Source organism: Saccharopolyspora sp. NPDC045941 (genome assembly GCF_056431445.1).
Window position 1 is genome coordinate 21,359 of record NZ_JBWKKU010000048.1, and the last position, 13,757, is coordinate 35,115.

General features: G+C 73.2%; 12 protein-coding genes. 7 read left to right on the top strand and 5 right to left on the bottom strand.

What is annotated here, in order from left to right; translation table 11 throughout:
* Positions 1-12: 12 nt before the first annotated feature.
* Both AC07FN_RS31415 and AC07FN_RS31420 read right to left on the bottom strand, forming a co-directional pair.
* Positions 13-1,230 (bottom strand): TIGR02678 family protein, encoded by a 1,218-nt coding sequence (locus tag AC07FN_RS31415; RefSeq protein WP_478398870.1) that lies wholly within the window; start codon positions 1,228-1,230, stop codon positions 13-15.
* Positions 1,227-2,879 carry a DUF2397 domain-containing protein gene (locus AC07FN_RS31420; protein WP_478398871.1) on the bottom strand — a complete coding sequence of 551 codons (1,653 nt, stop codon included), beginning with the start codon at positions 2,877-2,879 and terminating at the stop codon, positions 1,227-1,229. The genes AC07FN_RS31415 and AC07FN_RS31420 overlap by 4 nt, the downstream gene beginning before the upstream one ends.
* A gap of 277 nt (positions 2,880-3,156) precedes the next feature.
* Here AC07FN_RS31420 and AC07FN_RS31425 point away from each other — a divergent pair, with 277 nt between their 5' ends.
* Positions 3,157-4,113: a cobalamin biosynthesis protein gene (locus tag AC07FN_RS31425; RefSeq protein ID WP_452611771.1), complete on the top strand. Its 957-nt coding sequence runs from the start codon at positions 3,157-3,159 to the stop codon at positions 4,111-4,113.
* Between the two features lie 161 nt (positions 4,114-4,274).
* Here AC07FN_RS31425 and AC07FN_RS31430 read toward each other — a convergent pair whose 3' ends face one another.
* The 3 genes from AC07FN_RS31430 to AC07FN_RS31440 form a co-directional block, all read right to left on the bottom strand.
* Positions 4,275-5,204: an SURF1 family cytochrome oxidase biogenesis protein gene (locus AC07FN_RS31430; protein WP_478398872.1), complete on the bottom strand. Its 930-nt coding sequence runs from the start codon at positions 5,202-5,204 to the stop codon at positions 4,275-4,277.
* Positions 5,205-5,404: 200 nt separating this feature from the next.
* Positions 5,405-6,274, bottom strand: coding sequence for a fructosamine kinase family protein (locus AC07FN_RS31435; protein ID WP_478398873.1), 870 nt, complete (start codon positions 6,272-6,274; stop codon positions 5,405-5,407).
* Positions 6,275-6,279: 5 nt separating this feature from the next.
* Complete coding sequence (locus AC07FN_RS31440; protein WP_452611768.1) at positions 6,280-6,738, bottom strand: low molecular weight protein-tyrosine-phosphatase; 459 nt, start codon at positions 6,736-6,738, stop codon at positions 6,280-6,282.
* A gap of 212 nt (positions 6,739-6,950) precedes the next feature.
* Between AC07FN_RS31440 and cobC the strand changes: the two genes are divergently transcribed.
* From cobC to AC07FN_RS31470, 6 genes are all read left to right on the top strand, one after another.
* Positions 6,951-8,000 carry an Rv2231c family pyridoxal phosphate-dependent protein CobC gene (gene cobC / locus AC07FN_RS31445; RefSeq protein WP_478398874.1) on the top strand — a complete coding sequence of 350 codons (1,050 nt, stop codon included), beginning with the start codon at positions 6,951-6,953 and terminating at the stop codon, positions 7,998-8,000.
* Between the two features lie 7 nt (positions 8,001-8,007).
* Positions 8,008-8,862, top strand: a complete 855-nt coding sequence (locus AC07FN_RS31450) for a Nif3-like dinuclear metal center hexameric protein (protein ID WP_478398875.1) — start codon at positions 8,008-8,010, stop codon at positions 8,860-8,862.
* Positions 8,859-9,590: a zinc ribbon domain-containing protein gene (locus AC07FN_RS31455; protein WP_478398876.1), complete on the top strand. Its 732-nt coding sequence runs from the start codon at positions 8,859-8,861 to the stop codon at positions 9,588-9,590. The genes AC07FN_RS31450 and AC07FN_RS31455 overlap by 4 nt, the downstream gene beginning before the upstream one ends.
* Positions 9,587-10,720, top strand: a complete 1,134-nt coding sequence (locus AC07FN_RS31460; protein WP_478398877.1) for a bifunctional RNase H/acid phosphatase — start codon at positions 9,587-9,589, stop codon at positions 10,718-10,720. Before AC07FN_RS31455 ends, AC07FN_RS31460 begins: the two co-directional genes overlap by 4 nt.
* A 428-nt stretch (positions 10,721-11,148) precedes the next feature.
* Positions 11,149-12,384, top strand: coding sequence for an ROK family transcriptional regulator (locus AC07FN_RS31465; protein WP_478398878.1), 1,236 nt, complete (start codon positions 11,149-11,151; stop codon positions 12,382-12,384).
* A complete protein-coding gene (locus tag AC07FN_RS31470; protein WP_478398879.1) occupies positions 12,381-13,754 on the top strand; it encodes an ABC transporter substrate-binding protein in 1,374 nt (457 codons plus the stop codon). The genes AC07FN_RS31465 and AC07FN_RS31470 overlap by 4 nt, the downstream gene beginning before the upstream one ends.
* Positions 13,755-13,757 lie beyond the last annotated feature (3 nt).

Below are 13,757 nucleotides of genomic sequence, written 5' to 3' on the forward strand. Positions count from 1 at the left end.
TGCTGTCCGCGCTCACCGTTGACCGTCCCCTTGCATCTCGTCGAACACCGTCATCTCGTCGAACAGCGACCAGCCCGGTGGCTCCGGGGCCGCCGGTTCCGGCTCCCGGCCCGGGGCCGGGGTGGCGTCCGGCTGCGGCAGCCAGCGGTGCGCCGCCGGGCTGAGCAGCCATCGGCCGTCGAGCTCCTGCAGCAGGCCGAGCCGGCGCAGCAGCGCGACCACCGAGTGCGCCAGCGCCTGGTGGTCCTCGGTGGCCTGCCGGGACCAGGCGGCCGGATAGGAGTCGACCAGTTCCTGGCAGACGTCGACGAAGTCCTGCCAGGTCACCGGATGCTTGCCCGCCGCGTCCGGCTCCGCGCGGCCCAGCAGCTCCGGCAGCGCCAGCAGCGCGATGCGCGCGACCGTGCCGGGGCCGGGGAAGACCAGGTCGGTGAGGTAGTCCTCCGGGTCGCAGACCACCACGCCCTCCGCGCGGCACTCGCTGACCAGGCCGAAGAACCGCTCCAGCAGGCGGGATTCGCCGGTCACGTGCTCGCGCAGCCACGAAGAGTGCTCGGCCGGCAGGTCGGAGTAGAGCACGACCGGGTCCTCGACCAGCCGGCGCCGCACCGCGTGCTCCAGGTTCCGGGGCCCGGCGGCGGAAGCCAGCTCGACCAGCTGCTCGGGGCTTTCCGCCTCGGCGAGCGGCCCGGAGATGAGCTGGCCGAGCAGGTCGGTGTCGATGGTGATCAGCGCCTCGGCGGTGGCCTCCGCGGCCACCGAGCCCTCGGTTTCGGTGATCACGCCGAGCGCCACCAGGTGCCGCAGCGCCGCGGTGAGGGCGCGCCGGTCCGCCGGGTCGTCGACCACCTGGATCCCGGCCTCGGCCGCAGCCGCGCGGACATCGCTGACCAGGCGCGACAGCAGCACCTGGCGGCCGATTCCGGTCAGCGCCGCCAGCGTCAGCGCCAGGTACGCGTAGCCGCGCGGCGACAACGACGCCTCGCCGCGGGTGGCGTCCACGCCCGGCCCGGACTTGTACAGCCGCGCGAAGCGGCGCTCCACCACCAGGCGGTAGCCCAGCATCGACGAGAAGATCTCTTGGAGCACCACGCGCTGCCGGTAGATCATCGGCAGCAGGTCGCCGTCCGGGCCACCGGGGCGCAGCAGCGGTCGGCGCAGCAGCACGCGCGCGCAGCGGACCGCGTTCGCCGCGTCGATGTCCGGGAGGTCGTCGAAGGACTTGATCATCGGGCGGCTCCGGGCAGTGGCTCCGAGGTGTCCGGGATGGCGCCGTCGCCGGAGACTTCGAGCACCGTGTCCCGGAGCGTCAAAGTGCCTGCGGCGCTGGAGATCCGGGTCTCCTGGCCCGCTTCGGGGCGGACCGTGACGCGCAGCCGGTGCACCGGGTCGAGCGCCGTGCCCGCGTCGTCGGAGCCATCGCGCTGCGCCATCGCCAGCGTCAGCAGTTCGCACAGCACGCCGAGAGCATCGGCCGACAGCCGCTGTTCGTCCAGCCGAGAGCTCGCCGCGGCGAGCTCGGCGACCGCGGTGGAGCGCCGCTCGTCGGCCTGCCGGGCTTGTGCCAGCAGGGATTCCTCGGTCATCGGGTCGTCGAGCACCCGCGAGGTCCGGCCGCGCGCCCCACGATCTCCGCGGCTGCGCACGCTCACCGTCACGTCGAGCACCGGGCCGTCGCGCCACGACACCTTGTCGTTGTCGCTGTCGTAGTCCGGCGCGGGCAGCAGGTGCCGCGCCGAGTGCAGGCCGAACGCGGCCGAATACACCTGGTGGGCGGTGGTTTCGTCGGCGCCGTCGAACCACTTCGCCAGCTTCAGCAGCTCGCCGCGCCGCCCCGGCACCAGCCCGCCGCCGGAGGTGGCGCGCTTGACGCTGGCCAGCAGCGAGCCGATCGCGCGGGCGGTGGCCTCGCGCAGCGCCGCGACCTGGCTCGGCCGTCCCGGCGAGTCGACGAACCAGTCGGTCAGCTCCTGCCAGTCCGCGGCGGTGCGGCCCCGCGCCCGCTCCACGTCGATGCCCAGCTGGTCGGCCGGGCCCAGCAGCCGGAGCAGCTCGCCGCGGGCGCCGGCCAGCCCGGCCAGCGAACCCGCGATCGTCCCGGTGTGCCGCAGCACGTCCTCGACGACCATCTGGATGTACTCGACCAGCAGGTTCCGGAACCCGGAGATCTCGTCGGGCGCCAGCTGGTGGCGGGTGACGACCTGGCCGAGGTAGGCGTAGAAGTCGCGCACCGTGGCGGCGAGCTCGGCGTGCTGCAGGAACACCGTGGTGACCTGCTCGGCGAGCCGTTCCCGCGCCTGCCGCGCGGGTTTCGCCCGCGGATCGCGGCTCTCGGCGGTCAGGGCCGCGGAAAGCGCCTCGCCGATCCCGGACAGGCCGCGGTCGATGGCAGGCAGCAGCTCCCGCGACACCTCGCGGGCGCCCTCGGGAACCCGCAGCAGCGCGTCGACGTCCCGCTGCACCCGGACCGCGAGCTTGCTGACCTGGTAGCGCACGCTGCCGTGCTGGAACTCGGCGATGCTCGACGCGATCGTCTCGCGGCGGCCCACCACCAGGTTGCCCCACTTGACCAGCTGCTTGAGCCGGTCGATCACGGTGTCCACATCGGACTCTCCGGCGGCCACCCGGCCCTCCCGCTCGGCGGCGGCCAGTGCCGCGCCCACCTCGCCGGCGGACAGGTCGGCCAGCAGCGTCGAGGTGAACAGCCGCATGATCGCCAGGTAGGTGCGGTGCTCAGGCGCCTGCAGGTAGGCGAAGAGCTGCAGGCGCTGCCCGCCGTCGCGGGTCTGCTCGGGAGCCTGCGTGGCCGGCGCGTCCGTCGCGGTGGTTCCCGCGACGCCCGCGCGCAGCACATCGGCTTCGTGGTCCGGGGCCGTCACGGTCCGCCACGATATCCGGTCCGGCCGACACGGCTGGTCACCTGGCATGCGGTGACCGGTCCCACCAGCCCCAGCGGTAGCGTTCCGGGGAGCTTTGCGAGGTCGGGGGTGCCCGTGACCGGGCCACTCGCAATGCCGGGAACCCGCGGTGCGCGGGGGCTCGTGAGCGCCTTTGGCCGTCCTGGCGACCAGCCGCGCTCACGGCCGATCACCAGCGCGAACGCCGGGTTCCCGGGCTTGTTGGTGGGCATCGGATCGATTTGGAGGAACGGCACCGGTGAGCGCGGGACGTGCGGTCGGACTGCTACTCGGAGTGGCCGCGGACGCGGCGATCGGCGACCCGAAGGACGGGCATCCGGTCGCGCTCTTCGGCAAGGCCGCCCAGGCCGCCGAGCGGGCGCTGCACCGCGACCAGCGGCTGGCCGGCATCGCCTACACCGGCCTGCTGGTCGGCGGCACGGTCGGCGTCGGGGTCCTGGCGCAGCGGCTGTCCCGGCGCAGCCCGGTGCTGGAGGCCGCCGTCACCGGGCTGGCCACCTGGGTGGTGCTCGGCGGCTCGTCGCTGGCCGACGAGGGCACCGCGATGGCCCGGATGCTCGACGCGGGCGAGATCGACGCGGCACGGGTGCGGCTGCGCAACCTGTGCGGCCGGGACTCGGCGGTGCTGGACGGCCAGGGCCTGGCCAGGGCCACGGTCGAGTCGGTCGCCGAGAACACCTCCGACGCGGTGGTGGCGCCGCTGGTGTGGGGAGCGATCGCCGGGGTGCCGGGGCTGATCGGCTACCGCGCGGCCAACACGCTCGACGCCATGGTCGGCCACCGCTCACCGCGCTACCGCAACTTCGGCTGGGCGTCGGCGCGCCTGGACGACGTGCTGAACCTGGTGCCGTCGCGCCTGGCGGCCGTACTGACCTCGGCGTGCGCGCCGGTGGTCGGTGGCTCGGCGGGCGGCGCGTGGCGGACCTGGCGGCAGGACGCCTCGGCGCACCCGAGCCCGAACGCGGGGCAGGTGGAGGCGGCGTTCGCCGGTGCCCTCCAGATCCGGCTCGGCGGCCGGACGATTTACGGCCACGTGGTGGAGCAGCGCCCGGTGCTGGGGGAGGGCCGGACGGCGGACGCGGGCGACGTGACCCGCAGCGTCGAGCTCTCGCGGGTGATCGGCACGGTCACAGGAGTCTTGACGGCGGCGTTCGCCCTGACCCGCGGCATCCGTAAGGACCGTCGCAACCGCTGACGTTCCGCCTGGTCAGGCGTCGTGAGTGCTTTGTGCTGTTATAGCGATCCAACGTGCTCACGGAACCTGACCTGCGGAAACGCGTAGATCCCAGCGCATGCCCTCGATGGGTGCGGGCCGGATCCCGATTCCCGGCGAAATCGGCAGGCCTCGTGGCGTCGTCAGGCGTTGGTCTGGGGGGCCGCGTCGTCGGCCGGGGCCTGGGATCCGGCCTTGCGGCGGGCCTCTTCTTCGCGTTCCCGGCGCTCTTCCTCGGCGATCGCCTCGGCCACCGAGATCTTCCGGCGGCGGCCGCCCTTCGCGCCGGGCTCCGGCCCGCCGGCGGACTTCTCCCCGGCCGGTGCGTTCTGCCAGGCAGGGCGGGCGTCGGGGCGCAGCTCCGAGTACACCAGGTAGCCGATGGCGATGATCGCCATGATGCCGAAGGCGATCCACTGCAGGGCGTAGGAGAAGTACGGCCCCGATTCCAGGCGCGGCAGCGGCATGGCGCCCAGCACGCCCGGCTGGCCCTCGTTGAGCACCACGTAACCCGGCCGCAGGGCGAGGCCGGTGCCGTTCGAAATGGTCTCCGCGTTCACCGCGTAGGCCCAGCGGTGCCCGTCGTGCTCGAACAGCGGGCGCCGCTTGCTGTCCTGCTCGTCGGTCCGGACGCGGGCGGTCACCGAGACGTCGCCGGTCGGCGCGGCCGCGTAGTCCGGTGCCCGGGTGCCGTCGACGGGGCGGATGAAGCCCCGGTCGACCAGCACCGTCGTGCCGTCGTCGAGCCGGAACGGGGTCAGCACCTCGAACGCGGGCTCGCCGAGCACCGTGCGCTGCCAGGCCAGCGTTTCGCCCTCCGGCACGTACTGGCCGCGCAGCACGACCTGCGACCACTCGGTCCGCTGGTCCGGCGCCTGCCCTGCGGGCAGCACCTCCGCGAGCGGCTTCGGCGGCGCGTGGAACGACTCGGCGATGGCGTTGTTGCGCGTCTGCGCTTCGTCGCTGCGGCTGAACTGCCAAGGGGCGAGGAGCGTGAAGCACAGCGACGCGAACACCACGACCAGTGCGATCAGGCCGAGCCAACCGGGTCGTAGCAAGAACTTCAGGCGCACTCCTACACGGTAGCCGAAGCAATCTGACCTGCGGTTTTCGGTTGTGGGAGCCGGATCGTGGCAGGTCAGCGCCCGTTTTGCCCGGGACGCGCGCACGACCGGGCGCCGCCCGGCGGCCGGTTCTGCCGGTGTGACGTAGTCGTCGGCCGAAGCGCGCGACGGGGTATCAGCGGGACGCGGTGGCCGTCTTCAGGTACCGCCTACCTGGCGCGGAGGGCGGAGCGGGCGGCGGCGACGGCCTGGCCCGCGTAGCTGCCGCCGAAGAGCACCGCGTGCACCAGCAGCGGGAACAGCTGGTGCAGTCCGATCCGGTGCTCCCAGCCCTCGGCCAGCGGGCTGACCTCCTGGTACGCCGCCACGACGCGGTCCAGGTGGGGGCAGCCGAACAGGCGCAGCATGGCGAGGTCGGTCTCGCGGTGCCCGCCGTGCGCGGCCGGATCGATCAGCCACGCCCGCTGCGCACCCCAGTGCACGTTGCCGCTCCACAGGTCGCCGTGCAGCCGCGCCGGCGGCTCGGCTGGCCCGGCGAGCTCGTCGACCTGCGCGCACACCAGCGAGATCACCGCGCTGCCCTCGGCGCTGAGCGTCCCCGCGTCGACGGCGCGGCGCAGGTACGGCTCGACCCGGTGCCGGGCGTAGAACGCGGGCCACTGCTCGTCCGGTTCGTTGCGCATCCGGGCGAGGCCGATCCACGCGTCCGCAGGACCACCGGGCGGCGCTGCGCCGAAGGCGGGCGCACCGGCCGCGTGCAGCGCGGCGAGCTCGCGGCCGAGGCGCTCGGCGGCGAGCGCGTTCGGCGCCGCCGCCGGGATGTGCTCGGTGACCAGCCAGTTCTCGTCGTGGCCGTGCACCTCGGGGACGGCGATGGCGTCGGGCTCGGCGAGCCAGGCCAGCGATGCCGCTTCGGCCGCGATGGCGCCGGGCATCGGTGCGTTCTTGGCGAAGACCGTCGTGCCGTCGTCGAGGCGGACCGCGAACGCGGCCGAGGTGTCGCCGCCGCTGAGCCGGCGCACGTCGGCCGGTGTCCGCCCGGTGATCTTCGCCGCCACCGCCCGGGCTTGGTCGCGCATCGCCGTCACAGCCGTTCGCGGACCCAGGCCAGCAGGCCCGGCGCCGCGGCCTCGATCATCGCCAGCACGTCGTCGAACCCGTTCGGCCCGCCGTAGTACGGGTCCGGGACCTCGGCGTCGTCGGACGAGTCCGGGTCGAAGGAGCGCAGCAGCCGCACCTCGGTCGAGCCGTCGACGAGGCGGCGCACCGCGCGCAGGTGTCCGGCGTCCATCGCGACGAGCAGGTCGGCGTCCAGGTGGTGGTCGTCGACCTGGGCCGCGACGTGCTCGGTGGGGTAACCGTGGTCGGCGAGCACCTTCGCGGTGCGCGGATCGGCCGGCTCGCCGACGTGCCACGGCCCGGTCCCGGCACTGGTGACCTCGACCTGCCCGTCCAGCCCGGCCCGCCGCAGCTGCTCGCGGAACACCAGGGCGGCCATCGGGGAACGGCAGATGTTGCCGGTACAGATGAAGGAGATGTGCACGTTTCCCGAGGGTACGGATCGCCCGCGCCCGGCCGGGGGCCGCAGGGACCGGAGGAGTGAACGGACCGTTCGCTCCGCCTATCGGGACGAACGGTCCGTTCACCTCGCGGGCCTCGCTCCGCCCGGCGCGGCGCACCCGCCGGGGGGACGGTCGGATCACCGCTGCCTTCAGGGCGCACGGCCCCGATTCGGTCCTGGTTAGACTGCCCGGGATGAACAGCGGGGACGACCGGGATTCGTTGCGCCACCACGGCGACGTCGACGCCGAGCACGGCCTGCTCGACTTCGCGGTGAACGTCCGCCTCGACCGCCCCCCGGCGTGGCTCCGCCACCGCCTCGCGGCGGCGCTGGACCGCCTCGGCCGCTACCCGTCGGCCGCCGACGACCTGGCCGCTCGGTCGGCTGCCGCCGCCCGCCACGGCCGCACCACCGACGAGGTCCTGCCGCTGGCCGGGGCCGCGGAGGGCTTCGCGCTCCTGCCGTCGCTGCGCCCCCGCCTCGCCGCGCTGGTGCACCCTTCGTTCACCGAACCCGAGCTGGCGCTGCGCAACGCCGGTGTCGAGGTGGCGCGGGTGCAGCTGGATCCCTCGGACGGCTACCGCCTGGACGCGACCGCGGTGCCGGAGCAGGCGGATCTCGTGGTGCTGGGCAACCCGACCAACCCGACGTCCGTGCTGCATCCGGCGGCGGAGATCCGGCGGCTGCTGCGGCCGGGCCGGGTGGTGCTCGTCGACGAGGCGTTCGCCGACACCGTGCCGGGCGAGCCGGAGTCGCTCGCGGGCTGCCGGGAGCCGGGGCTGCTGGTGTTCCGCAGCCTGACGAAGATGTGGGGGCTGCCGGGGCTGCGCGCGGGGTATGCCTTGGGGGATCCGGAGCTGCTGCGGCGGCTGTCCCGCTATCGTCCACATTGGCCGGTCAACGCGCTGGTGCTGGAGGCGATGATCGCCTGCTGCGAGCCGGCGGCGCTGGCCGAATCGGAGCAGGCGGCGGCCGAGTTCGAGGAGCACCGGGTCGGCCTGGTCGCCGAGCTCGACGGCATCCCGGGGCTGCGGATCGCGCTGCCCGCCCGCGCCCCGTTCTTGCTGCTGCAGGTGGCCGGCGGGGCGGAGGTGCGGGAGGCGTTGCGGCAGCACGGAATCGCGGTCCGCCGGGGTGACACGTTCCCCGGTCTCGGACCCGATCACCTCCGGGTCGCGGTTCGCGACCCGGCGCAGAACGCTTTGCTGGTGAAGGCATTACGCGACATCTTGGGACGGGGGTGAGCCGGTGGTGGTGCGGCTTCGAGAGGTGATCGGCGCGCTGGAGGAGGCGTATCCGACCGAGCTGGCGGAGAGCTGGGACGCGGTCGGCTTGGCGTGCGGCGACCCGGACGCGGTCGTGCAGCGGGTGCTGTTCTGCGTGGACCCGGTCGAGGCCACTGTGGACGAAGCGGTGGATTTCGGCGCGCAGCTGGTGGTTTCGCACCACCCGCTGCTGCTGCGCGGCGTGCACGGGGTGCCCGCGGACGACCCCAAGGGGCGGATCGTGCACCGGCTGATCCGCTCCGGCATCGGCCTGTACTGCGCGCACACCAACGCCGACAGCGCGGTGCAGGGAGTGTCGGATGCGCTGGCCGCGGCGATCGGCCTGACCGTGCGCCGGCCGCTGGTGCCGCACGCGGAGGGCGCCGAGACCGGGCTCGGGCGCATCGGCGAGCTGCCCGAGGCCGAGCCGTTCCGCGACTTCGTGAACCGCGTCGCGCAGAACCTGCCCACCACGGCCTGGGGCGTGCGCGGTGCGGGCGACCCGGAGCGGCCGATCCGCACCGTCGCGGTGTGCGGCGGCGCGGGCGATTCCTACCTGGCGGCCGCGGCCGCGGCGGGCGTCGACGCCTACGTGACCGCCGACCTGCGGCACCACCCGGCCGGCGAGCACCTGGCCCGGGCCGACGTGCCCGGTGCGGAGGTGCCCGCCCTGGTGGACGTGGCGCACTGGGCGAGCGAGTGGCCGTGGTGCCAACAGGCCGCGGACATCGTCGCCGCCGCGCTGCCGGATACAGTCGAAGTCCTCGTTTCCACCCGCCGCACCGATCCGTGGACCGTTCACGCCGGCGCGGCATCCGACCCAGGGAGGGCGCTCGCGTGAAAGCCGACCCCGCCGTTCAGCGACGGCTGCTCGATCTCGCGGAGGCGGACGCGGAACTCAACCGCGTCGAGCACCGCAGGCGCACGCTGCCGGAGCTGGAGCAGATCGGCCAGGCCGAGGGCGAGGTGCGCGCCAAGCGCGATGAGCTGGTGGTCGCCCAGACCGCGTTCAGCGACCTGGACCGCGAGGTCAAGCGGCTGGAGAACGAGGTCGACCAGGTGCGCGCCCGGGAGCGGCGGGACCGCGACCTGATGGCGGCCGGGGCGTCCGCCAAGCAGCTCGAAGACCTGGAGCACGAGCTGCAGACGCTCGCCCGCCGCCAGGGCATCCTGGAGGACGAGCAGCTCGAGGTCATGGAGCAGCGCGAGGCCCTCGAAACGAACGTGACGAAGTCGCGCGAGGCCGTCGCCGTCGCCGAGGAGCGGCTCGCGGACATCCAGTCGCGCCGCGACGAGGCGCTCGCCGACCTGGAGGTGGCGGAGACGCGCCGTAAGGGCGAGCGGGACCTGATCATCAAGGTGATGCCGGCGGACCTCCTCGCGCTCTACGAGCGCATCCGCGCGCAGCGCGGCGTCGCGGCCGGGCTGCTGCAGGGCGCCCGGTGCGGCGCCTGCCGGATCGAGCTCGACCGCTCCGCGCTGACCGAGGTGCGCGAGGCCGCGGCCGACGACGTGGTCCGCTGCGAGGAGTGCGGCGCGATCCTGGTGCGGACCGGGGAGAACCGGTGAGCTCGCGAGTCGTCGTCGAGGCCGACGGCGGATCGCGCGGCAATCCGGGCCCGGCCGGATGCGGCGCGGTGGTTCGCGACGCCGAGTCCGGCGAGGTGCTCGCCGAGCGTTCCATCGGGCTGGGCGTGGCGACCAACAACGTCGCCGAGTACCAGGGCGTGATCGCGGGCCTGCGGGCCGCCGCCGAGCTCGGTGCCGCCGAGCTCGAGGTGCGGATGGACTCCAAGCTGGTCATCGAGCAGCTGGCGGGGCGCTGGAAGGTCAAGCACGTCAACCTGCAGCCGCTGGCCGCCGAGGCGCGGCAGCTGATCGCCGGGTTCGGCCGCGTGGACCTGCAGTGGGTGCCGCGCGCCCAGAACGCGCACGCCGACCGGCTGGCCAACGAGGCGATGGACCGGCAGGCCGGCGGTGCCGAGCGGTCGAGCGGCACGTCGACGCCGGGTGAGGCGAGCACGAGCTCCGCGCGCATCCGGCCGTCCGGATGGCTCGGCGCCGACGGCACGCCGACGAAGATGCTGCTGCTGCGCCACGGGCAGACGCCGATGTCGGTGGACCGGCGCTACTCCGGCCGGGGCGACGTCGCGCTGACCCCGCTGGGGGAGCGGCAGGTGCGCGCGGCGGGCAAGCGCCTGGCCGCGATGGACGGCGTGATCACGCCGGACGGCATCGCACCGGTGATCGCCTCGCCGCTGACCAGGACCCGGCAATCCGCGCAGGCCGTGGTCGACGCGACCGGCGGCGAACTGCACTTCCACGACGGCCTGCTGGAAACCGACTTCGGCGACTGGGAGGGCCTCACCTTCGGGGAGGCCTCCGAGCAGTTCCCGCAGCTGCACCGGAAGTGGCTCGGCGACCCGAGCATCGTGCCGCCGGGCGGCGAAAGCCTCGACGCGGTCTTCGAGCGGGTCACGGCGGCCCGCGACGACCTCGTGGCCCGGTACGCGGGGCAGACGATCATCGTGGTCAGCCACGTGACGCCGATCAAGGCGCTGCTGCGCCTCGCCCTGGACGTCGGCCCGTCGATGTTCTACCGGCTGCACCTCGACCTGGCGTCGCTGTCGATCGTGGAGTTCTACCCGGACGGCAACGCATCGGTCCGCCTGGTCAACGACATCTCCCACTGGTCGTAGAACCTGTTTCCAGGCTCGTTTTGCGTGGCGGTGCAGGTAGCGGCCCCCCTGCGGGAGTTGCTGCGGTCTTCTCGCTGTGGGATCCCCGACATCATGAATGCCAATTCACCACGTCGGGGCTGTCCTCGCTGGGAGAACCCCGGAGGGGTGGGCACCGTGAACCCGCGGCGGTGCAAGCGGCGAGGGTGGGCTAAGCGGCTGCGCCGCTTCAAGGACAAAGGCCAAACCACGGTCGAAACCCTCTGAAGAACCTCATTGCCATTTCAAACGCCGAGCCTTGGTGCTGTTGCGCCTAAAACTCGCTCCCGGTGATCACCCGGCGCAGCTGAGCCGTCCTGCGGGGTCCCTGGTTCAGACCATTGACATGTGTGAGGTGGGTTACTAGCGTGCCCTGAAACCGTATAGGAAGTTAACGGATAGGGGTTTCGGTGGCGCGGGAAGCAGGGGCGGCGCGGGACGGGAGCCCGCGGCTGTTGCGGGCGATCAACGATCGGGCCGCGATCGAGGCGATGCTGCGGCGGGGCGCGCTGACCCGGGCCGAGCTCGAAGCCGTCATCGGCCTGTCCAAGCCCGCGACCGTCGCGCTGCTCGCCCGGCTGGAGAAGGCCGGCATGGTGCGCCGCGGCAAGCTGCGCGGCGGGAATCGCGGGCCCGCCGCCCAGATGTGGTCGGTGAACGGCGCCCTCGCGCACGTCGCGGGCGTGAGCCTGACCCCCGACGAGGTCGACATCGTGATCGCCGACATCACCGGCGAGATCCGCGTGGAGCACCGCAGCGCGCTGCCGTCCGGCAACGACGCGCCGCTGGCGTTCGCCACCGCGATGACCGAGGCCGCCGCCCGCGCCGAGCTGCGCCCCGACCAGCTCGCCAAGGTCGTGATCGGCTCGCCGGGCGCGGTCGACCCGGCCACCGGGCATCTCGGCTTCGCCCCGCACCTGCCCGGCTGGGAGGGCTTCGACCTGCCCGGGCGGCTGCGCGCCGAACTGGGCACCGACGTGATCGTCGACAACGACGTCAACCTGGTCGCGCTCGTGGAGATGACCGCCGGGCGGGCCCAGCAGGTCCGGGACTTCGTGCTGGTCTGGCTCAGCGACGGGCTCGGCGCCGCCGTGGTGATCGACCGCGTGCTGCACCGCGGGGTCACCGGCGGCGCGGGCGAGATCGACTGGATGCGCGCACCCGACCGGGCCCGGCTGGACACCGGCGTGGACCGCACCGGCTCGCGGCTGGGCAGCCTGCTGAGCTACCGGTCGATCAACAAGCTCGCCCGCGCGCACGGCCTGAAGGCCCGCAACGGCGCGGCGGCCGTGCAGGCGGCGCACGCCGCGGGTGCCGCCGGGCAGGCGTTCCTCGCCGACCTGGCGCGCCGCGTCGCCACCGGCGTCGCCGGTGTCGTCAGCGTCCTCGATCCCGAACTCGTGCTGCTGACCGCCGAGATCGCGCAGGTCGGCGGCCGGCAGTTCGCCGACCTGGTCGCCGCCGAGCTGCACCGCCTCGTCGTGCCGCGCACCCCCGTGGAACCGGCGGAGTGCACCGAGCGCGCGGTGCGTGCGGGCGCCCTGCAAGTAGCCCTCGGCCTCGCCCGGGAGCAGGTCTTCGGCCTGCCCGCCACGGCGGTGGGAATCCGATCCGACCCGGAAGTCCAGTTGGAGGAGGCGCGATGAGACGGTCAACGGTCGTGAGCGGCCGTTCCGGTGAGAACCGGAATTATCGCTCACGAGCATTAGCGGCGGCGGGAACGGCGGTGGCGGCGCTGGTCGCCGCGTCCTGCACGGCGGGCTCCACATCGGACGGTCCGCAGCCCGCGCCGGGACCGGACCAGCAGGTCACCGTCACGGTGTCCAGCCAGTTCACCGATCGCGAGCTCGACGTGCTCAACCGGGTGCTCGACGGGTTCCACGCCAAGCACCCGAACATCACCATCAACAGCCAGGGCAACCAGGACGACGACAAGATCACCCAGGCCATCCGCGGCGGCAACCCGCCGGACGTGGCGCTCTCGGCGGAGACGATCAACCTCGGCCAGTTCTGCTCCAGCGGCGCCTGGCAGGACCTCGGCCCCTACCTGCAGCGCGACCAGGTCGACCTGAACCAGATCCCGAAGGTCGTCCAGGAGTACACGCAGTTCCAGGGCAAGCGCTGCGCGATGCCGCTGCTGGCCGACGTCTACGGCATGTACTACAACGCCGACCTGTTCGCCAAGGCGGGCATCACCGCGCCGCCGAAGACCACGTCCGAGCTGACCGATCTCGCCAAGCGGCTCACCGAGTTCAACCCGGACGGCTCGATCAAGGTCGCCGGATTCCTGCCGGTGCTGACCTCGCAGGCCAACCACCCGTGGAACTGGGCGCCGCACTTCGGCGCGACGTGGATGGACGCGCAGGGCAAGTCGGTGCTCGGCCAGGACCCGGCCTGGCAGGAGATGTACCGCTGGCAGAAGGAACTCGTCGACTTCTACGGCTGGGACAAGCTGGTGCAGTTCACCGCCGGTCTCGGCCAGCAGTACTCCGCGGACAACGCCTTCCAGCAGGGCAAGGTCGCGATGATGATCGACGGCGAGTACCGCACCGGGTTCATCGAGGACGACGCGCCGAACCTGCGCTTCGGCACCGCGCCGTTCCCCGTCTCGGACAGCAAGCCCGAGCTCTACGGCACCGGCTTCGTGACCGGCACGATCATCGGCATCCCGCGCGGCGCGGAGAACGCCGGCGCGGCCTGGGAACTCGTCCGCTACCTGACCACCGACACGACGGCGCTGGTGGACCTGGCCAACGGCCTGAAGAACGTGCCGACCACCACCGCGGCGCTGCACGATCCCCGGTTGGAGAGCAGCGAGCAGTACAAGACCTTCCTGGACCTGTTCGACAACCCGCAACTGGTGGCCAGCCCGCCCAGCCCGAACGGCGGCGCCTACATGAAGTCCGCCGAGGACTTCTCGGTGAAGTGGCAGAGCGGCCAGGTCGCCGATCTCGGCGGGGCGTTGCGGGAACTGGACGCCCAGATCGACGCGGCCAAGGCGCTGGGCGGCGGCTGACGG